Origin of the sequence: Microbacterium sp. NPDC060132 (genome assembly GCF_042729675.1) — a bacterium.
GTDB lineage: Bacteria > Actinomycetota > Actinomycetes > Actinomycetales > Microbacteriaceae > Microbacterium > Microbacterium sufflavum.
In genome coordinates, this window is record NZ_JBHWXU010000002.1 from 220,931 (window position 1) to 239,513 (window position 18,583).

Below are 18,583 nucleotides of genomic sequence, written 5' to 3' on the forward strand. Positions count from 1 at the left end.
CCCGTCGCGAAGGCCTTCCGCTCTGCCCTGAGCGGAAGGCCTTCCGCGTTTCCCCGGATGCTGCTGGCATGGGCACATGACGGATGTGCTGATCCTGGGCGGGACGGGCTGGCTCTCGGGGCGGATCGCCCACGGCTGGCTGGAGGCGGGCGCGGACGTGACCTGCCTCGCGCGCGGGGGGCGTGCCGCTCCCGACGGGGCGGCGCTGATCGTCGCCGACCGGGACGCACCGGACGCCTATGCGGAGGTCGCCCGCCGCGAGTGGGATCACGTCGTGGACGTCTCCTCACGGGCGGCACACGTCGCGGAGGCCGTCGCGGCCCTCGGCGATCGTGCGGCGCAGTGGACGTACGTGTCGTCGATGTCGGTGTACGCCGATGACATGACCGCGGGCGCCGACGAGTCCGCGCCGCGTCACGCGCCCGCGCGCGACGGCCAGGGGGAGGACGACTACGCGGCCCAGAAGGTCGCGGCGGAAGACGCCGTCGCGGCCCTCGGCGCACGCGCGCTCGTCGCGCGTCCCGGGCTGATCGTGGGCGACGGAGACCCCAGCGATCGCTTCGGCTACTGGGCCGCCGCCTTTCTCCGCGCGGCCGACGGTCCGGTGCTCCTGCCGCCCCTCGACGGGAAGACCGCGCAGGTGATCGATGTGGACGATCTGGCGGCGTTCCTCGTGACGGCGTCTCCCGGTTCTCCCGTGAATGCGATCGGCGACGCGCGTCCGCTCGGGGAGGTGCTGGACGCCGTGCGTCGTGCCGCGGGTCACGAGGGGGCGACGGTGATCGCCGACGCGGATCGGCTGGTGGCCCAGGGCGTGGAGTACTGGATGGGCCCGCATTCGCTCCCGCTCTGGTTGCCCGAGGAGATGACCGGATTCATGACGCGGTCGAACGCCGCCTATCGGGCGCGCGGCGGGGCGCTGCGTCCGCTGGCCGACACGATCGCGCGCGTGATCGACGACGAGCGCGCACGCGGCGTCGACCGGGAGCGGAGGGCGGGGCTGACCCGCGCCGAGGAGCTGCGGATCCTCGCGGCCGTCACGGAGGGACCCGCCGGAGCTCGCTAGACTGCGAGGCAGTGACACGGGGTGCCGCATCCGCGGCTGAGATCACACCCGTCGAACCTGATCTAGTTCGTACTAGCGAAGGGATGTCGCGATGAGCGATCTTCTGCGTCCTGTTTCCACCCCCGACCTCGCCGCCTCGGCGGGAAGACTGCGGGAGGCGCTGCGGCAGTCGCCTCCGTTGACGCACTGCGTCACCAACGCGGTCGTCACGGGCTTCACCGCCAACGTGCTGCTCGCCCTGGGCGCCGCGCCCGCGATGGTCGACATCGTCGGCGAGGCCGAGATGTTCGCCGGTGTGGCCTCCGGTCTGCTGATCAACCTGGGCACGCCGACGCCCGAGCAGCGCGCCGCGAGCGTGGAGGCCGTGACGGGAGCCGCGGCGTCCGGCACCCCGTGGGTGCTCGACCCGGTCGCGATCGGCGTGCTGCCGGTGCGCACGACCCTCGCGCATGAGCTCGCGGCGCGGCGTCCGACCGCGATCCGCGGCAATGCGTCCGAGATCCTCGCCCTGGCAGGCCACACGGCCGGCGGTCGCGGCGTCGACGCGACCGACGGCACCGAAGCCGCTGCCGGGGCGGCGCAGGAGCTCGCCCGCACCACGGGAGCCGTGGTGGCCGTGTCCGGGCCCGTCGACCTGATCACCGACGGCGATCGCGTCGTGCGCATCGCCAACGGCCACGAACTGCTCACGCGCGTGACGGGTGGCGGCTGTGCTCTGGGCGCCGTGATGGCGGCCTTCCTCGGAACCGCTCGGCAGACGGGAGACGATGCGCTCACGGCGGTCGCCGCGGCGACCCTCGTCTACACCGTGGCGGCCGAGCACGCCGCCCCGGTCGCCGCAGGGCCCGGCACTTTCGCTGTCGCGCTGCTGGACGCGCTCGACGCCGTGACCGCGGATGACGTCGCCGCGGGCGCCCGCGTGTCGGAGGAGACCCGATGAGTGCCGACTTCTCGCTGTATCTCGTCACCGATCCCGGGCTGTGCGGGAAGCGCGGTGTGGTCGAGACCGTGCGCCGCGCGGTCGACGGCGGCGCACGCATCGTGCAGCTGCGCGACAAGAACGCCGCGCACGAGGAGACCGTCGAGCAGCTCATCGCGCTCTCCGCCGTGATCGACGGGCGGGCGCTGCTGGTGGTCAACGATCGTCTGGACGCCGCTGTCGAGGCGCGGGCGCGCGGCGCGCGGGTCGACGGCGTGCATCTCGGCCAGGCCGATGCGTCGGTGCGGCGTGCGCGAGAGCTGCTCGGTCCGGACGCGCTCATCGGACTCACCGCGAACACCCGTGAACACCTCGATGCCGTGCGCGCACTGCCGCAGGGCACCATCGATTACCTCGGTGTCGGGGTGATCCGCCCCACGAGCACCAAACCGGACCACCCGGAGCCGCTCGGCGTCGAGGGGTTCGCGGCCTTCGCGGCCGAGAGCCCGCTCCCGTGCGTCGCGATCGGCGGGGTCGGCATCGATGACACCGAGGCGCTCCAGGCCGCAGGCGCGGCGGGGCTCGCCGTGGTCTCCGCGCTCTGCGCCGCCGCGGACCCCGCGGAGACGGCCTCCGCGTTCCGTCGTCGTTGGCGGGCGGGGGTCGTGCCGCGTGTGCTCAGCATCGCCGGCAGCGACCCGTCGGGCGGCGCCGGCATCCAGGCCGACCTGAAGGCGATCGCCGCGAACGGCGGATACGGGATGGCGGCGCTCACCGCCCTCACGGCGCAGAACACGCGGGGAGTGCGGGCGGTCCACGTTCCTCCGGCGGATTTCCTCCGCGCGCAGCTGGACGCCGTGTCCGACGACATCGTCATCGACGCCGTGAAGATCGGGATGCTCGCCGACGCCGAGGTCATCCGCACGGTGGCCGACTGGCTCGATGTGCAGCGTCCCCCGGTGGTGGTGCTCGACCCGGTCATGGTGGCGACATCGGGCGACCGTCTGCTCGCCCCCGACGCGGAGCGTGAACTGCGGGGGCTGCTGACGCGCGCCACGGTGGTCACGCCGAACCTCGCCGAGCTCGCCGTGCTGGTCGGTCGCCCCGTCACCGACTGGCCGGATGCGCTCGCCGCTGCTGAGGAGCTGTCGGCCGACATCGGCGCCGCGGTGCTCGTGAAGGGCGGGCATCTCACGGGTGACGAGGCGCCGGATGCGCTTGTGGACGCGGACCGCGGCCTGCGGGACGAGTTCCCCGGAGCGCGCATCCCCACCACCAACACGCACGGCACCGGCTGTTCCCTGTCGTCGGCGCTCGCCACCCTGCTCGCCCGCGGTCTCACGCCGTCCGACGCGGTGCATGCCGCGCGCGCCTGGCTGCGAGAGTCGCTGCGGGCGGCGGGTGCGCTCGCCGTGGGGCAGGGACATGGGCCCGTCCATCATTTCGCTGGAATGTGGGACCGCGGCGACCTGGAAACCCGGCAGACGGCGGAGGAGATCGCCGGCGACTGGTGGCAGGACATCGCCGACGTGCGCGACGGGATCGACGCGCTGCCCTTCCTCCGCGGTCTCGCCGACGGCACACTCGCGCGCGAGCCGTTCCTGTTCTACCTCGCGCAGGATGCGCTGTATCTGCGCGAGTACGCGAGGGTGCTCGCGGCCGCGGCGCGGACCGCCCCCACCTCGGCGGAGCAGGCGTTCTGGGCGCACGCGGCGCACGGATCGATCGTGGGGGAGCTGGAGCTGCACGCGTCGTGGCTCACGCCCGAGCGCGGGGTGAGCGCGGAGACGTTCGCGGCGGAACCCGCGCCCGCGACCACCGCGTACCTCGACCATCTGCGATCGGTCGCGTTCGGCGGCGATCATGCCGAGCTCGTCGCCGCCGTGCTGCCGTGCTTCTGGCTGTACACCGATCTGGGCAGGCGGCTGCACGCGGGAGACTTCGGCGCGGAGGCCCGTGATCCCGATCACCCCTATGCCTCGTGGCTGTCGACCTACGCCGATCCGGCGTTCGAGGAGGCGACGGCGCAGGCCATCGCATTCGCGACCGCGGCGGCATCGCGGTCTGACGCCTCCGGACGGGAGCGCATGCGGCGCGCGTTCCGCACCTCGAGCGCACACGAGCTGGCGTTCTTCGCCGCGCCGCTGGAGGCCGCCGCCGTCGGATGACGGTGCGGATTTGCGGTGGCGACGACGGCCGCGCTACTGTCGCGACATGCCTTCGGCCGCCACCGCTCCTTCGACGCTCGCTCCGAGCGTCATCGCTGTGCGCCGACGCCGCGGCCGCCGACTCTAGGCGACCCCGCCCTCCTGCCTGCGCGTGCGCGGCGGTCGAGTGCCGGTGTCGCCGCCTTCGGCCCCGTCCCCGGTCCCGAAATCGTCGAGGACCCGACCGTTAAGGTAGAAGCATGACGTACTCCGTCGCCGTCTCCGGCGCATCGGGCTATGCAGGCGGCGAGATCCTCCGCCTCCTGGCCGCCCACCCCGACATCGAGATCCGCACCGTCACCGCGCACTCGAACGCCGGTCAACCGCTCGTCGACCACCAGCCGCACCTCCGCTCGCTCGCGCATCTCACGCTCCAGGACACGACTCCCGAGATCCTGGCGGGTCACGACATCGTGTTCCTCGCCCTCCCGCACGGTCAGTCGGGGCAGTACACCGACGCGCTCGGCGACGTCCCGCTGGTGATCGACGCGGGTGCCGACCACCGGCTCACCTCGTCGGCCGCCTGGGACGCCTTCTACGGCGGCGCGTTCCATGAGCCGTGGGCGTACGGCGTTCCCGAGCTGCCGGTCGCGGGCGGACGGCAGCGCGACGCGCTGCGCGGGGCGACGCGCATCGCGGCTCCCGGATGCAACGCCTCCACGGTCAGCCTGAGCCTCGCACCGGGTGTCGCCGCCGGAGTGATCGACCCGTCCGACATCGTGTCGGTCCTCGCCGTCGGCCCGTCCGGGGCGGGCAAGAGCCTCAAGCCGAACCTGCTCGCCAGCGAGATCCTCGGCTCGGCCAACCCCTACGCGGTCGGCGGCACCCACCGGCACATCCCGGAGATCCGGCAGGCGCTCGCTGCGGCCCGTCCGGCCGACGCCGACGCCTCGGGCGCCGATATCCGCATCTCGTTCACGCCGGTGCTCGTCCCGATGTCGCGGGGCATCCTCGCCACCTCCACCGCGCCGATCGTCGAGGGCGCGACCGACGCGGAGATCCGCGCGGCCTGGGAGAGCGCGTACGGCGAAGAGACCTTCGTGCAGCTGCTGCCGGAGGGCAGCTTCCCCCGCACCGCCGACGTCCTGGGCGCCAACACCGCCCTGATCGGCCTGGCGATCGACCGCTCCGCCAACCGGGTCACCGTCGTCACCGCCGTCGACAACCTCGTCAAGGGCACGGCCGGTGCCGCCATCCAGTCCATGAACATCGCGCTGGGGCTCCCCGAGGCCCGTGCCCTCTCGATCAACGGAGTCGCCCCGTGAGCGTTACCGCACCCGCAGGATTCGAAGCTGCCGGGGTCGCCGTCGGCCTCAAGTCCACTGGCAAGCCCGACGTCGCCGTGGTCGTGAACCGGGGTCCGCGCAAGGTCGGAGCCGCGGTGTTCACCAGCAACCGCGCCAAGGCGAACCCCATCATCTGGTCGCAGCAGGCCGTGGCCGACCGGGTGGTCGAGGCCGTGGTGCTCAACTCGGGCGGGGCGAACTGCTTCACCGGCAGCTTCGGCTTCCAGACCACGCACCAGACCGCCGAGACGGCCGCCGAGTTGCTGGGCATCAGCGCGGGCGACGTGCTCGTCTGCTCGACGGGCCTGATCGGCACGGGTGACGAGGCCTTCCGCGCCAAGGTGCTCGAGGGCACGGCGCAGGCCATCGCCGAGCTCAGCGCCGACGGGGGAGAGAGCGCCGCACACGCCATCATGACCACCGACACGGTCGCGAAGACCGCTGTCGTGTCGCGCGACGGCTGGACGATCGGCGGCATGGCGAAGGGCGCGGGCATGCTCGCCCCGGGCCTGGCGACCATGCTCGTGGTGCTCACGACCGACGCGGTGCTGGAGCCGCTGCAGGCCGATGAGGCGCTGCGCCGTGCGACGGGACAGACCTTCGACCGGCTCGACTCGGACGGGTGCATGTCGACCAACGACCAGGTCACGCTGCTGGCCAACGGGGCCTCCGAGGTCGTGCCCGACCTCGACGACTTCGCCGAGGCGCTCACCGCGCTCTGCCAGGAGCTCGCGGTGAAGCTGCAGGGCGATGCGGAGGGGGCGAGCCACGACATCACGATCGAGGTGCGTCACGCCGTCACCGAGCAGGAGGCCGTCGAGGTGGGCCGTTCGGTCGCGCGCAACAACCTCTTCAAGGCCGCGATCTTCGGCAACGACCCCAACTGGGGGCGGGTGCTCGCGGCGATCGGCACCACCAACGCGCAGTTCGACCCGTACGACGTGGACGTGTGGATGAACGGGGTCCGGGTGTGCACGGCGGGCGGCCCCGACCGTCCGCGCGAGGAGGTCGACCTCACGCCGCGCGCCACCCACCTGCTGATCGACCTCAAGGTCGGCGAGGCCACCGCGACGGTGCTCACGAACGACCTGACCCACGACTACGTGCACGAGAACAGCGCCTACGCCTCATGACCGACATCCAGGACACCACGCCCGACGTCGCCGCGCAGAAGGCGACCACGCTGATCGAGTCGCTGCCGTGGCTGAAGACCTTCCGCGACCAGATCGTCGTGGTCAAGTACGGCGGCAACGCCATGGTCTCGGACGAGCTGCAGGAGGCCTTCGCGCAGGACATCGCCTACCTCCGCTACGTCGGCGTGCAGCCCGTGGTCGTGCACGGCGGCGGGCCGCAGATCTCCGACATGCTGCAGCGGCTGGAGATCCCGAGCGAGTTCAAGGGCGGATACCGCGTCACCAACACCGAGGCGATCAGTGTCGTGCGCATGGTGCTCACCGGGCAGGTGAACCCGCAGCTCGTGGCGAAGATCAACTCGCACGGGCCGATCGCCACGGGGCTCAGCGGAGAGGACGCCGGTCTGTTCGGCGGGCGTCGCCGCGGCGTGGTCGTCGACGGCGAGGAGATCGACCTCGGCCGGGTCGGCGACGTGGTGCAGGTCGACCCGACCGCGGTGCTCGACCACCTCGCGGCCGGTCGCATCCCGGTCATCTCGAGCATCGCGCCCGACCTCGACCACCCCGGCCAGTCGCTGAACGTGAACGCGGATGCGGCCGCCGCGGCACTCGCCGTGGCGCTCGGGGCGCGCAAGCTGGTGATCCTCACCGACGTGCCGGGGTTGTACGCCGACTGGCCCAACCGCGACTCGCTCGTGTCGCACCTCACCTCGGATGCGCTGATCGAGATGCTGCCGCGCCTGGAGTCGGGCATGATCCCGAAGATGCGGGCGTGCCTGGACGCGGTCGAGGGCGGCGTGGACGCCGCGGCGATCATCGACGGACGGGTACCGCACTCGGTGCTCGTCGAACTGTTCACCAGCAAGGGAATCGGGACCGAAGTGGTCCTGGGAGAGAAAGGGGCGACGGCATGACCGTCTGGCAGGACGACGCGGCACGTGATCTCGTGCTCAACGCGGGGGAGCGGCTGGCGCTGCTGACCCGTGGAGAGGGCTCGTACCTGTGGGATGCCGACGGCCGACGCTACCTCGACTTCCTCGCCGGCATCGCCGTGACCTCGCTCGGTCACGCGCACCCGGTCTTCGTCGACGCGGTCGCCACGCAGGCGGCCACGCTCGCGCACGTCTCGAACTACTTCGCGACGCCGCCGCAGCTCGCGCTCGCCGCACGGCTCAAGCGTCTCGCGGGTGCCGGCATCGACGGGCGCGTGTTCTTCTCCAACTCGGGGGCCGAGGCCAACGAGGCGGCGTTCAAGCTCGCGCGCCTGCATGGTGGAGCGGAGCGCCCGCGCATCCTCGCGCTGGAGAACGGGTTCCACGGTCGCACCATGGGGTCCCTCGCGCTGACGGCGAAGGAGTCGATGCGCGCGCCGTTCGCGCCGATGCCGGGCGGGGTGAAGCACATCCCGGCCACCGTCGAGGCGTTGGAGGCCGCGATGGACGACCGGGTCGCGGCCGTCATCGTCGAGCCCATCCAGGGCGAGGCCGGTGTCGTCGAGCTGCCGGAGGGCTACCTCGCGGCGGCGCGCTCGCTCACGCTCGCGCACGGGGCTCTGCTGATCGTCGACGAGATCCAGACCGGTGCCGGCCGCACGGGCGAGTGGTTCGGCTTCAGTCACGACGGCGTCACGCCCGACGCGATCACGCTCGCCAAGGGCATCGGCGGCGGGTTCCCGATCGGGGCCCTGGTCACGTACGGTGCCGCGAGCGCCCTGTTCACTCCCGGTTCCCACGGCTCCACGTTCGGCGGCAACCCGCTCGCGACCGCCGTGGCCGACGCGGTGCTGGCCGAGATCGAACGCGCGGATCTGGTCGGCAATGCGGCCCGCCGTGGCGCCGAGCTGCGCGAGATCATCCTGGGCATCGACTCGCCGCTCCTCGCGGGTGTCCGCGGCCGTGGCCTCCTCGTCGGCGTCGCGCTCACCGAGCCGGTCGCCGGAGCCGTGGTCGCGGCAGCCCAGGAGCGCGGTCTGATCGTGAACGCCGCGAACCCCGAGACCGTGCGCATCGCGCCCGCCCTCACGATCGGCGACGCCGAGCTGGCTGAGTTCCGCGAGCTGTTCGCGGCGAGCCTCGCCGACGTCCACTCCTCCGCCCCCGGAAAGGTACCCGCATGACCCGCCACCTGCTGCGCGACGACGACCTCACGCCCGCCGAGCAGGCGGAGATCCTCGACCTCGCCCTCGAGCTCAAGAAGGACCGCTGGGCCGACAAGAGCCTCGCGGGCCCGCAGACCGTCGCCGTGATCTTCGACAAGTCGTCCACCCGCACCCGGGTGTCGTTCGCGGTGGGCATCGCGGATCTGGGCGGCAGCCCGCTGATCATCTCGACCGCGAGCAGCCAGCTGGGCGGCAAGGAGACGCCGTCCGACACCGCACGGGTGCTGGAGCGCCAGGTCGCCGCGATCGTGTGGCGCACGTACGCGCAGGCGGGACTCGAGGAGATGGCGGAGGGCACCCGCGTTCCGGTCATCAACGCCCTGTCCGACGACTTCCACCCCTGTCAGCTCCTCGCCGACCTGCTGACCATCCGCGAGCACAAGGGCGACCTGAAGGGACTGACCCTGACGTTCTTCGGTGACGGGCAGAGCAACATGGCCCACTCCTACGCGCTCGCCGGGGTCACGGCGGGCATGCACGTGCGGATCGCCTCGCCCGAGGACTACGCGCCGCGCGCCGATGTGATCGAGGCCGCCGACCGCCGTGCGGCGGAGACCGGCGGCTCCATCACCCTGTTCACCGACCCGGTCGAGGCGGCGGCGGGTGCCGACGTCGTGGTGACCGACACCTGGGTGTCGATGGGCAAGGAAGAGGAGAAGATCGCACGCATCCGCGATCTGGGCGGTTACAAGGTGACGCCGGAGACCATGCAGCTCGCCGACGACGAGGCGATCTTCATCCACTGCCTGCCCGCTGATCGTGGCTACGAGGTGGACTCGTCGGTGATCGACGGGCCGCAGAGCGTGGTGTGGGACGAGGCGGAGAACCGCCTGCACGCGCAGAAGGCGCTGCTGGTGTGGCTGCTCGGCAAGAAGGACGCGTGATGACCGGACAGACGCACGAGGGCACGAACGAGGGCGCGCTGTGGGGCGCCCGCTTCGCCACGGGCCCCTCGCCCGAGCTGGTGGAGCTCAGCCGCTCGACCCACTTCGACTGGATCCTGGCGCCGTACGACATCGCGGGTTCGCACGCGCACGCCACGGCGCTCGCCGCGGCCGGGTATCTGGAGCCGGACGAGGCCCAGCGCATGCACGACGGGCTGGACGCGGTGGCTCGCAGGGTCGCCGACGGCACGCTGCTGCCCGTCCCGACCGATGAGGACGTGCACGGTGCGCTGGAGCAGGCGCTGATCGCGGAGCTCGGGCCGGAACTGGGCGGTCGGCTGCGCGCCGGACGCAGCCGGAACGACCAGATCGCCACCCTCGTCCGGATGTACCTGATCGATCACGCCCGGGTGATCGCGCGTGACCTGCTGCGGGTGATCGATGCCCTGGTGGCGCAGGCCGAGGCTCACCCCGAGGCGATCCTTCCCGGCCGCACGCACCTGCAGCACGCCCAGCCCGTGCTCCTCGCGCACCACCTCCAGGCGCACGCGTGGCCGCTCGTGCGCGAGCTGGAGCGCCTGGTCGATTGGCGTCGTCGCGCGGGCGTCTCGCCCTACGGCGGGGGAGCGCTCGCCGGCTCGACGCTGGGGCTGGACCCCGCTCTCGTCGCGACCGAGCTGGGCCTCGATCGCCCGGCCGAGAACTCGCTCGACGGCACGGCCGCGCGCGATGTGGTGGCCGAGTTCGCGTTCATCGCGGCGATGACGGGCGTCGATCTGTCGCGCCTGTCGGAGGAGATCATCCTCTGGAACACCCGCGAGTTCGGCTTCGTCACGCTCGACGACGGGTACTCGACGGGCTCGAGCATCATGCCGCAGAAGAAGAACCCCGACATCGCCGAGCTCGCGCGCGGGAAGTCGGGGCGGCTGATCGGCAACCTGTCCGGTCTGCTGGCGACGCTCAAGGGCCTCCCGCTCGCGTACAACCGCGACCTGCAGGAGGACAAGGAGCCGGTGTTCGATTCGGTGCAGACCCTCGAGGTCGTGCTGCCGGCGTTCGCGGGGATGATCGCGACGCTGCGCTTCGACACGGAGCGGATGGCGGAGCTGGCGCCGCAGGGCTTCTCCCTGGCGACCGACGTGGCGGAGTGGCTCGTGAAGCAGCGGGTGCCGTTCCGCGATGCGCACGAGATCTCCGGCGCGCTGGTGCGCGCGTGCGAAGAGCAGGGGATCGGTCTGGAGGAGGCGTCGGACGAGCTGCTGCGGTCGGTGTCCGAGCACCTGGTTCCCGCGGTGCGGGAGGTGCTGACGATCGAGGGCTCCGTGGCGTCCCGGTCGGGCGTGGGCGGGACCGCGCCGGTGCGCGTGGCCGAGCAGCGCGCCGAGCTGGTGGCCAGGGCCCAGGCGGCGGCGCACGCTCTCGGGCTGTGAGCGGAGGGGGCCGCGGTCGTCCGCGGCCCGCTCCCGTCTCGGCGGTCTCGACCCGCGCGGCTAGTGCAGGTCGGCGTCTGCGGCGGTCCGCTCCCAGCGTGTGAAGCGGACGGTGAGCCCGGCGCGCGTAGGGGCGGCGAGGAACGGTCCGGCCGCGGCGGGGGCCTCGCCGTCGAAGGGTGCGACCCGCACGAGACGCCAGGGTCCGCCGTCGGCGGCGGCGCGGACGATCAGCGCGTCGCGCCAGCGGCTGACGCGGACGGTGATCTCGCTGTCCCGCCAGTCGTCGACGTGTCCGACCGACCAGTCGGAGACCACGGCGGTGACGACGGCGCCGAGCCCGAGGTGGCCGTCGGCGTGTTCGATGCCCGCCTTGACCCAGTGCTCGTCGTCGGCGCGCACGAAGAGGCCGGCCTGGTCGAACTGTCCTTCCCAGGGGGCGCGGAACGACACCTCCATCGCCTCGCCGACGGCCAGGGGAGCGAGGAGTGCGTGCTCGGTGTCGTGCACGAAGCCGTACGCGGTGTGCCGCCAGGCGTCGCTGCCCTCGGCGGCGGTCACGTCGAGGTGCGCTCCGCTGTCCGCGACGTCGGCGGGCGCGTGGGTCCAGGTTCCTGCACTCCAGGGCATGATGCTCATATCAGGCATATCTCCGATCTATAACCAAAAGATGCATAAACTCAGCTTATTCGTGCTACGGTTATGCCATGGTCATCGCCGTGATCGCCGACATCGTGGGCTCCCGCGAGCTCGACGACCGCAGTGCCGCCCAGCGGGCGCTCGACGACACCATCGCCGAGGTCGAGTCCGACCGACCTCTCGCACTGCAGCCGCTCACGCCCACGGTAGGGGACGAGCAGCAGGCCGTCTATCGAGAGCTGACCGATGCGCTCACCTCGCTCCTGATGATCCAGCTGCGGCTGCCGGACGACCTCGCCTTCCGCTTCGGGATCGGCGTGGGGGAGGTGCGCGCGGTCGATTCGATCCACGGCGAGCTCGCGGACGGGCCGGGATGGTATGCCGCGCGCGCCGCGATCGAGACCGTCCATGCCCGCGAACAGCGCGCCGTGCCGCGGACGCGCACCTGGATTGTCGGTGCCCCGGGTCAGGATGAGGTCATGCCCGCCGTGATCGCCGCCGCCAACGCCTACGTCCTCGTCCGCGACGAGCTCGTCGGCGCCATGACCGCGCGCGAGCGACGCCTCACCTACGGTCGGCTGATCGGCCGGTCGCAGCAGGAGCTGGCGGCACAGGAGAGCATCACGCAGCCCAGCGTCTCCAAGTCCCTGCGCAGTGCGGGGGCGGCGGCGCTCATCGAGGGACTGGCGGCGTTGCGAGGGGAGGGCGCATGATCCTCGCCGGCTTCCTGCTCCTCGCCATCGGCGCGGCCGATCTGGTGCGTCAGTTCGTGCCCCGTCGCTGGCTCGGATACGTGGTCGCCGCCGCGGTCATCGTGCTGCTCGGCATCGGAGGGGAGGCGCTCCTCTGGGCCGTCCTGGGCCTCGCCGGAGGTGCCCTCTGGGTGTGGAGCATGCCGGACGGCCGACCCTCCCGCGCCGGCTTCTGGCCCGCGGTCGCCGTGGCCGCCCTCAGCATCGGCGCGGTCGTGTGGGTGGGTGCGCGCGACGAGACCGGGCTCATCGGCGAGCTCTGGACGCTGCGGTCGCCCTTCGGCGAGGTGTCGTTCGACCTCGCCGTGCTCGCGCTCGGAGCCGGGGTCTTCCTGCTGGAGTCGTCGAACCTCGTGGTGCGGGCGGCCCTCGACGGCGAGCACACCTGGCGGCCGGCCGACCCCGCCCCGATCGCGGTCGCCCCGGAGCCGTCGTCGCCCGAGACTGCCGAACCCGCCGCGGCGCGTGCGGCGCATGCCCCGGTGGAGGCGGTCCTGCCGGCGACCGATCCGCGCAACGGCTTCAAGGGCGGTCGGCTCATCGGACCGCTCGAGCGCGTGCTGGTGATGATCCTCACCCTCGCGGCCGCCTATCCCGTGCTGGCGGCCATGCTCGCGGCCAAGGGCATCGTCCGGTTCCCCGAGATCTCCCGCGACGGAGAGACCGGCGCCAGGGCCGAGTACTTCCTGGTCGGCAGCCTCGTCAGCTGGGTCATCGGGCTCGGCGCCGCGTTCCTGGTGTGGTGGGCCGCGCACACCTGAGTCAGGCCAGCTGCCTCCGGTACCAGGTCAGCTTCTCCTGGAGGCGGCGCTGCTGCGCGAGGACCTCCGCGAGCTGCCGCTCCACGGTCTCGGCGTGTTCCTCCAGGAGGGCGATCCGCTCGGGGATGGTGTCGTCGTCGCGGCACAGCTGTCCGTACCGCCGGAGACGCTCCACGGGCATCCCGGTCTCGCGCAGGCACTTGAGGAACTCGAGCAGCCCGAGCTCCGCATCGGTGTACACCCGGTGGCCTCCGGCCGTGCGCGGCACCGCGGGCAGGATGCCCTCGCGCTCGTAGTACCGCAGGGTGTCGATGCTGAAGCCGGAGCGGGCGGCGGTCTCGGCCGGCGTGTAGGTCGTGGTCATGCCGTGATCCTAGGGCTTGACCTGGAGTGCGCTCCAGGTTGCATGCTTCCTGCATGACCGCTTCTCCGCATCGCGCATCCCCGATCGTCCTCGGTGCCATGTCCTTCGGCACCCTCATCGATGAGGACACCTCCTTCGCCCTGCTCGACCGCTTCGTCGAACGCGGCGGCAGCTGGATCGACACCGCCGACTGCTACAGCTTCTGGGCCAGCGACACCGGGCACGGCGGGGCGTCCGAGGCGGTGATCGGTCGGTGGCTCGCCGCTCGCCCCGGTGTCCGCGAGCGCATCCGTCTGTCGACGAAGGTCGGTGCCGAACCGCTGTGGCCGGGCTCGTGGCCCGCGCACCGCACGGGCCTGTCGCCGCGGGCGATCGCGCAGGCGGTCGAGGGCAGCCTGTCGCGCCTGGGCGTCGACACCATCGATCTGCTCTGGCTGCACCAGGAGGATCGCGCCGTCCCCATCGAGCGGACGGTCGACGGCCTCGCGTCGCTCACCGGCAGCGGGACGGTCCGGCGCGTCGGCGCGTCCAATCATCCCGCCTGGCGCATCGAGCGGGCCCGCGCTCACGCGGCGGCGATCGGCAGCGCGCCGCTCGATGCGCTCCAGCTCAACGCGACCTATCTGCGCGTGCGCCCCGGCACGTTGCCGCCGGGGGTGGTGCACCCGTTCGGCGTGCTGAGCGACGAGCAGCGCGACTACGCCGCCGCGAACGGTCTGGAGACCTGGGCGTACACGCCCCTGCTGTCCGGGGCGTACGACAACGCGGCGAAGGCGATCCCCGAGGTCTACGACCACCCCGGCACCGCGCGGCGCCTCGCGGTCCTCGACCGGATCGCGCACGCGCACGACGCCCAGCGCGGGCAGATCGTGCTGGCATGGCTGCTCGCGCACGGCATCCGGCCGATCCTCGGGGGGAGCAAGATCGCGCAGCTCGACACCGCGCTGGACGCGGCCGAGCTCGCCCTCGCGCCCGAGGAGATCGCCGAGCTCGACGGTGCGGTGTGAGGCGGGATGCCGCACCGCGCGCTGCTAGCCTGGAGCGCGTGTCAACTCCCGACCTGACGACCGCACCCCAGGCGATCGATCCCACGTTCGAGAACGTGTGGGACGAGATCGTGTGGCGTGGCCTGGTCCACGTGTCCACCGACCAGGAGGCGCTGCGCGCCCTGCTCGCGGGAGACCCCATCACGTATTACTGCGGGTTCGATCCGACCGCGCCGAGCCTGCACCTGGGTCACCTGGTGCAGCTGCTCCTGCTGCGTCGACTCCAGCTCGCCGGGCACCGGCCGCTGGGTCTCGTCGGCGGCTCGACCGGGCTCATCGGCGATCCCCGTCCGACCGCGGAGCGCACGCTCAACACACGCGAGACGGTGGCGGAGTGGGTGGATCGGCTGCGGGGACAGGTGGAGCGCTACCTCAGCTTCGAGGGCGACAACGCGGCCCGCATGGTGAACAACCTCGACTGGACCGCGCCGCTGTCCGCCATCGACTTCCTGCGCGAGATCGGCAAGCACTACCGCGTGGGCACGATGCTGAAGAAGGACGCGGTCGCCGCGCGCCTCAACTCGGACGCGGGCATCAGCTACACCGAGTTCAGCTACCAGATCCTGCAGGGTCTCGACTTCCTGGAGCTCTACCGTCAGTACGACTGCCGTCTGCAGACGGGCGGGTCCGATCAGTGGGGCAACCTGACCAGCGGCACCGATCTGATCCACCGTGTCGAGGGTGTGTCCGTGCACGCGATCGGCACGCCCCTGATCACGAACAGCGACGGCACCAAGTTCGGCAAGAGCGAGGGCAACGCGATCTGGATCGATGCGGAGCTCACCAGCCCGTACGCGTTCTACCAGTTCTGGCTGTCGACGGCCGACGCCGATGTGATCGAGCGGCTCAAGGTGTTCACGTTCCTGACGAGGGCCGAGATCGAGGAGTACGCCGAGCTCGTCGCGACCGAGCCGTTCCGACGCGCCGCGCAGAAGCGTCTGGCGCTCGAGGTCGTGGCGACCGTGCACGGCATCGAGGCCACGGCGGCCGTGATCGCCGCGTCGGAGGCACTGTTCGGACAGGGCGACCTGACCGCGCTCGACCCGGCGACGCTGCGTTCCGCGCTCGATGAGCTGCCGCATGCGACCGTCGCGCCCGGGACGCCCGTGGTCGATGCGCTGGTCGCGACCGGGCTCGTGTCGAGTCTGTCGGAGGCGCGGCGGGCGATCGCACAGGGCGGAGTATCGCTCGACGGCGAGCGGGTGGCGGACGACACGGCGACCGTGCAGGGCACTCTCCCCGGTGGCGTCTCGGTGCTGCGCCGAGGCAAGAAGACCCTCGCCGGCGTGTTCCTGAGCTGACGCGGCCTCCGGATGCCGTTCACGCCGAGTCACGCGATCGTCGCGCTGCCGTTCGTGCGCACGCCCCTCGTGCCCGCGGCGATCGCGATCGGCGCGATGACGCCGGATCTCCCGCTGTTCCTGCGCGGCGTGGGTCTCGACTACTCGTTCACGCACACCGTGGCCAACGTGATCTGGACGGCGCTGCTGGCGTTCGTGCTCTTCCTGCTCTGGCGCGTGGTGCTGCGGCCGTCGGTCGGTGAGCTGGTGCCGCTGTGGGTCGCGCGTCGGCTGCCGCGCGAGTGGGACGACCGCGGCGCCGTGGCCGCGGGCCGTGCGGTGGGGGTCGGTCTCGGTCGCCCCTGGTATCCGCTGCTGCTCGCGGTGTCGCTCGTGCTCGGCGTGCTGTCGCACATCGCGTGGGACGCGTTCACGCACGAGGGGCGCTGGGGCGTCGCGCTGTTCCCGATGCTGGATGAGCAGTGGGGTCCGCTGCTCGGGTACAAATGGGTGCAGCACGGTTCGAGTGTGCTGGCGTTGCTCGGCCTCGGGCTGTGGGCCGCGCTGCGGCTGCGGCGTGCGGTGCCTCGCGACGCGGTCACCCGGTGGCTGCCCTCGCCGGTGCGGGTGACCTGGTGGTTCTCGCTGCCGGTGATCCTGGCGGCGGCGTGGGTGATCGGTCTCGCGGTGCTCGGTCCTTTCACGGCGGAGTTCACCGTCGCTCACCTGGCGTATCGCGTGCTGCCTCCGGCGTGCGCGGTGTGGGGTGCGCTCACTCTCGTGCTGTGTGCCGTGGTGGCTCTGCGCCGAGGAGACCCCGTCCGGTCGCGCTGACCGCGCGCGGCACCAGCGGCTGTCGTCACCAGCGCGGTGGTCACCAGCGCGGTGCGTCCGATCCCCACGGGTGCGGCGCCGTGAACGCCGTGCCGGGGATGACCGGTGCCGCGGTGACGAGGGATACCCCGTCGACGTCGAACCTCGCCTCGTGCGAGGCCGCGTCCGGATCCGGCGCAGCGACCGGGTCCGTGCGGCGCGGCATCCCGAGAAGTTCGGCGGCGACCCGGCGCAGGGAGGTGCGTGCGATCCAGGATCCGCCCTCGCGCGCACGCCGTCCGAGCAGCGTGGTCACCGCCGCGGCGAGCAGGTAGCCGCTGCTGTGGTCGAGCGCCTGTGCGGGCAGCGCTCCGGGCACGCCGTCGTCGCCCTCGATCACCGCGATTCCGCTCTCCGCCTGCACCAGGCTGTCGAAGCCCGCGCGCTCCGGCGCGTCGGCACCCCACGCGCTGAGCTCGGCCACGACGAGACCGGGGTACCTCTCGACGAGGGTGTCGGGAGACAGGCCGAGTCGTGCGAGCGACGCCGGACGGTACCCCAGGACGATCACGTCGGCGGTGGCGAGCAGAGCGGACATCGCCGGGTCACGGGCATCGAGGATCGTGCTGCGCTTCCCGTGACCGGTGTCGAGGTGCTGCCAGGGGAGCTCGGCGATGGCCGGGGGATCGATCCGCAGCACGTCGGCACCGAGCAGGGCGAGTGTGCGTGTGCAGACGGGACCGGCGATCACGCGCGTGAGATCGAGCACGCGGATTCCGGCGAGGGGAGACGGAGGCCCGGACGCCGGACGACCGGAGGGCGCGGCATCGCCGACACGGGTGACCTCGATCAGAGGCATGGTGCGGAGACGGGCGTCGTGCTCCGGCTGCTCGGCCCGCACGGAGACCGCGAGTCCTCCGTGGTGCACGATCCGCCGGACGGCTTCGTCGCGGGGGAGCGCGGCGAGAGCTGCGGCGACGTCGGGGCGGCCGGCGTCAGGCGCGAGCCCCAGGGCGGATCGGAGCCCGCGAGCGTGGTGGGGGTAGTTGCCGTGCGTCCGGATCCACCCGTCGGCGGTGGGCCAGAACCCCGACAGGGGAGACCAGACGGGCGGGGGAGCATCGTCGACCGTGAGGAGGCGGTCGCTCCGGTATGCGGCGGCGACCCGGGCGACATCCAGGTCCGCGACCCTGCGCCCCGCCGCCAGCGTCGCGGCGGCCGTGCTCCCCAGCGCGAGTTCCCCGGCGGCGGTACGGGCAGGGAGCGGGACGTCGCCTAGACCGGCGAGGTCTGGGAGCGCGTCGTGCACGGCAGCGGGCTCTCCGCCGATCTCCGTCCAGACCCGGCGCAGCAGGGCGGCGCTCGGACGGGTCCTCGCGGGAGCGGCGGCACGGGGGAAGGGACGGTGGGGGCCCATGGCGCGATGCTACTCCGCGGCTTCCGAGCGGAAAAACCCGGCTGATCCGGGCTGATGTGGTCCTGTCGCGGTGCCGACACGCCCGGGGGTGGTGCCCCGATTTGCCAGAACCCCGGAACCCACGTAACTTATTACTTGTTCGCCCCACAGGGAAGCGGAGAAGCCCAGAGCTTCACCCCCCTCAAGCGGAGAACCACCTCCCACTCCTTCTCTCTTGAGAGATCAGGCGCGTGCGTCTAGGATAGGAGATCCACCCCTTCTGCGGCTGTCTCAGCTGCGCAGCGGATTCTTGATCCGCCCGGCGCGCTGATTTGACAAGCGAGTCGGGATGGCTAAGATAGAGAAGTTGCCCTGCGGGCCTGGTTGTGATGGCTGGGTCGTGGGAGCATCCGATCCTTGAGAACTCAACAGCGTGCACTTGTCAAATG

17 protein-coding genes and 1 riboswitch are annotated in these 18,583 nt (G+C 72.0%); of the genes, 14 read left to right on the forward strand and 3 right to left on the reverse strand.

What is annotated here, in order from left to right; translation table 11 throughout:
- Positions 1-76: 76 nt before the first annotated feature.
- The 9 genes from ACFWCH_RS17565 to argH all read left to right on the forward strand — a co-directional run bounded on the left by ACFWCH_RS17565 (position 77) and on the right by argH (position 11,083).
- Positions 77-1,066 (forward strand): NAD-dependent epimerase/dehydratase family protein, encoded by a 990-nt coding sequence (locus tag ACFWCH_RS17565; protein WP_378803945.1) that lies wholly within the window; start codon positions 77-79, stop codon positions 1,064-1,066.
- A 7-nt stretch (positions 1,067-1,073) separates the two neighbouring features.
- A riboswitch (TPP riboswitch) is annotated at positions 1,074-1,167 on the forward strand.
- On the forward strand, positions 1,158-2,006 hold the full coding sequence (gene thiM, locus ACFWCH_RS17570) for a hydroxyethylthiazole kinase (protein WP_136044253.1): 849 nt from the start codon (positions 1,158-1,160) through the stop codon (positions 2,004-2,006). It overlaps the preceding riboswitch by 10 nt.
- Positions 2,003-4,153, forward strand: coding sequence for a bifunctional hydroxymethylpyrimidine kinase/phosphomethylpyrimidine kinase (locus ACFWCH_RS17575; protein ID WP_378803946.1), 2,151 nt, complete (start codon positions 2,003-2,005; stop codon positions 4,151-4,153). The genes thiM and ACFWCH_RS17575 overlap by 4 nt, the downstream gene beginning before the upstream one ends.
- 239 nt (positions 4,154-4,392) lie before the next feature.
- The gene (gene argC / locus ACFWCH_RS17580) at positions 4,393-5,457 is read left to right on the forward strand and encodes an N-acetyl-gamma-glutamyl-phosphate reductase (RefSeq protein ID WP_206253205.1); all 1,065 of its coding nucleotides are present in this window, start codon (positions 4,393-4,395) and stop codon (positions 5,455-5,457) included.
- The gene (argJ, locus tag ACFWCH_RS17585) at positions 5,454-6,611 is read left to right on the forward strand and encodes a bifunctional glutamate N-acetyltransferase/amino-acid acetyltransferase ArgJ (RefSeq protein WP_206253206.1); all 1,158 of its coding nucleotides are present in this window, start codon (positions 5,454-5,456) and stop codon (positions 6,609-6,611) included. The genes argC and argJ overlap by 4 nt, the downstream gene beginning before the upstream one ends.
- Positions 6,608-7,525, forward strand: coding sequence for an acetylglutamate kinase (argB, locus tag ACFWCH_RS17590; protein WP_136044381.1), 918 nt, complete (start codon positions 6,608-6,610; stop codon positions 7,523-7,525). Before argJ ends, argB begins: the two co-directional genes overlap by 4 nt.
- Positions 7,522-8,727, forward strand: a complete 1,206-nt coding sequence (locus tag ACFWCH_RS17595) for an acetylornithine transaminase (protein ID WP_378803947.1) — start codon at positions 7,522-7,524, stop codon at positions 8,725-8,727. The genes argB and ACFWCH_RS17595 overlap by 4 nt, the downstream gene beginning before the upstream one ends.
- Positions 8,724-9,653 (forward strand): ornithine carbamoyltransferase, encoded by a 930-nt coding sequence (gene argF, locus ACFWCH_RS17600; protein WP_136035884.1) that lies wholly within the window; start codon positions 8,724-8,726, stop codon positions 9,651-9,653. The genes ACFWCH_RS17595 and argF overlap by 4 nt, the downstream gene beginning before the upstream one ends.
- Positions 9,653-11,083 (forward strand): argininosuccinate lyase, encoded by a 1,431-nt coding sequence (gene argH / locus ACFWCH_RS17605; RefSeq protein ID WP_206253210.1) that lies wholly within the window; start codon positions 9,653-9,655, stop codon positions 11,081-11,083. Before argF ends, argH begins: the two co-directional genes overlap by 1 nt.
- A gap of 60 nt (positions 11,084-11,143) precedes the next feature.
- Here the strand turns inward: argH and ACFWCH_RS17610 are convergent, their stop codons facing one another.
- Complete coding sequence (locus tag ACFWCH_RS17610) at positions 11,144-11,722, reverse strand: DUF1349 domain-containing protein (protein ID WP_378803948.1); 579 nt, start codon at positions 11,720-11,722, stop codon at positions 11,144-11,146.
- Positions 11,723-11,790: 68 nt separating this feature from the next.
- Here ACFWCH_RS17610 and ACFWCH_RS17615 point away from each other — a divergent pair, with 68 nt between their 5' ends.
- Positions 11,791-12,435 carry a SatD family protein gene (locus ACFWCH_RS17615; RefSeq protein WP_136034247.1) on the forward strand — a complete coding sequence of 215 codons (645 nt, stop codon included), beginning with the start codon at positions 11,791-11,793 and terminating at the stop codon, positions 12,433-12,435.
- Positions 12,432-13,235: a hypothetical protein gene (locus ACFWCH_RS17620; RefSeq protein ID WP_136034245.1), complete on the forward strand. Its 804-nt coding sequence runs from the start codon at positions 12,432-12,434 to the stop codon at positions 13,233-13,235. Before ACFWCH_RS17615 ends, ACFWCH_RS17620 begins: the two co-directional genes overlap by 4 nt.
- A gap of 1 nt (position 13,236) precedes the next feature.
- Here the strand turns inward: ACFWCH_RS17620 and ACFWCH_RS17625 are convergent, their stop codons facing one another.
- Positions 13,237-13,599, reverse strand: a complete 363-nt coding sequence (locus tag ACFWCH_RS17625) for a MerR family transcriptional regulator (RefSeq protein ID WP_136044743.1) — start codon at positions 13,597-13,599, stop codon at positions 13,237-13,239.
- 53 nt (positions 13,600-13,652) lie between these two features.
- Between ACFWCH_RS17625 and ACFWCH_RS17630 the strand changes: the two genes are divergently transcribed.
- Genes ACFWCH_RS17630 through ACFWCH_RS17640 form a run of 3 tightly spaced genes read left to right on the forward strand, consistent with a single transcriptional unit; the run spans position 13,653 to position 16,759 of the window.
- Positions 13,653-14,606 carry an aldo/keto reductase gene (locus ACFWCH_RS17630; RefSeq protein ID WP_378803949.1) on the forward strand — a complete coding sequence of 318 codons (954 nt, stop codon included), beginning with the start codon at positions 13,653-13,655 and terminating at the stop codon, positions 14,604-14,606.
- A gap of 38 nt (positions 14,607-14,644) precedes the next feature.
- Entirely contained in the window at positions 14,645-15,946 is a 1,302-nt protein-coding gene (tyrS, locus tag ACFWCH_RS17635; RefSeq protein ID WP_205812629.1) for a tyrosine--tRNA ligase, read from the forward strand.
- A 12-nt stretch (positions 15,947-15,958) separates the two neighbouring features.
- Complete coding sequence (locus ACFWCH_RS17640) at positions 15,959-16,759, forward strand: DUF4184 family protein (protein WP_378803950.1); 801 nt, start codon at positions 15,959-15,961, stop codon at positions 16,757-16,759.
- Positions 16,760-16,799: 40 nt separating this feature from the next.
- Here the strand turns inward: ACFWCH_RS17640 and ACFWCH_RS17645 are convergent, their stop codons facing one another.
- Positions 16,800-18,155 (reverse strand): CoA transferase, encoded by a 1,356-nt coding sequence (locus tag ACFWCH_RS17645; protein ID WP_378803951.1) that lies wholly within the window; start codon positions 18,153-18,155, stop codon positions 16,800-16,802.
- Positions 18,156-18,583 lie beyond the last annotated feature (428 nt).

What these genes read in the sequence shown, in the direction of transcription:
- ACFWCH_RS17565 (WP_378803945.1), top strand. Translation starts at nt 77, where the DNA reads ATGACGGATGTGCTGATCCTGGGCGGGACGGGCTGGCTCTCGGGGCGG.
- thiM (WP_136044253.1), top strand. Translation starts at nt 1,158, where the DNA reads ATGAGCGATCTTCTGCGTCCTGTTTCCACCCCCGACCTCGCCGCCTCG.
- ACFWCH_RS17575 (WP_378803946.1), top strand. Translation starts at nt 2,003, where the DNA reads ATGAGTGCCGACTTCTCGCTGTATCTCGTCACCGATCCCGGGCTGTGC.
- argC (WP_206253205.1), top strand. Translation starts at nt 4,393, where the DNA reads ATGACGTACTCCGTCGCCGTCTCCGGCGCATCGGGCTATGCAGGCGGC.
- argB (WP_136044381.1), top strand. Translation starts at nt 6,608, where the DNA reads ATGACCGACATCCAGGACACCACGCCCGACGTCGCCGCGCAGAAGGCG.
- ACFWCH_RS17595 (WP_378803947.1), top strand. Translation starts at nt 7,522, where the DNA reads ATGACCGTCTGGCAGGACGACGCGGCACGTGATCTCGTGCTCAACGCG.
- argF (WP_136035884.1), top strand. Translation starts at nt 8,724, where the DNA reads ATGACCCGCCACCTGCTGCGCGACGACGACCTCACGCCCGCCGAGCAG.
- argH (WP_206253210.1), top strand. Translation starts at nt 9,653, where the DNA reads ATGACCGGACAGACGCACGAGGGCACGAACGAGGGCGCGCTGTGGGGC.
- ACFWCH_RS17610 (WP_378803948.1), bottom strand. Translation starts at nt 11,722, where the DNA reads ATGAGCATCATGCCCTGGAGTGCAGGAACCTGGACCCACGCGCCCGCC.
- ACFWCH_RS17615 (WP_136034247.1), top strand. Translation starts at nt 11,791, where the DNA reads ATGGTCATCGCCGTGATCGCCGACATCGTGGGCTCCCGCGAGCTCGAC.
- ACFWCH_RS17620 (WP_136034245.1), top strand. Translation starts at nt 12,432, where the DNA reads ATGATCCTCGCCGGCTTCCTGCTCCTCGCCATCGGCGCGGCCGATCTG.
- ACFWCH_RS17625 (WP_136044743.1), bottom strand. Translation starts at nt 13,599, where the DNA reads ATGACCACGACCTACACGCCGGCCGAGACCGCCGCCCGCTCCGGCTTC.
- ACFWCH_RS17630 (WP_378803949.1), top strand. Translation starts at nt 13,653, where the DNA reads ATGACCGCTTCTCCGCATCGCGCATCCCCGATCGTCCTCGGTGCCATG.
- ACFWCH_RS17640 (WP_378803950.1), top strand. Translation starts at nt 15,959, where the DNA reads ATGCCGTTCACGCCGAGTCACGCGATCGTCGCGCTGCCGTTCGTGCGC.
- ACFWCH_RS17645 (WP_378803951.1), bottom strand. Translation starts at nt 18,155, where the DNA reads ATGGGCCCCCACCGTCCCTTCCCCCGTGCCGCCGCTCCCGCGAGGACC.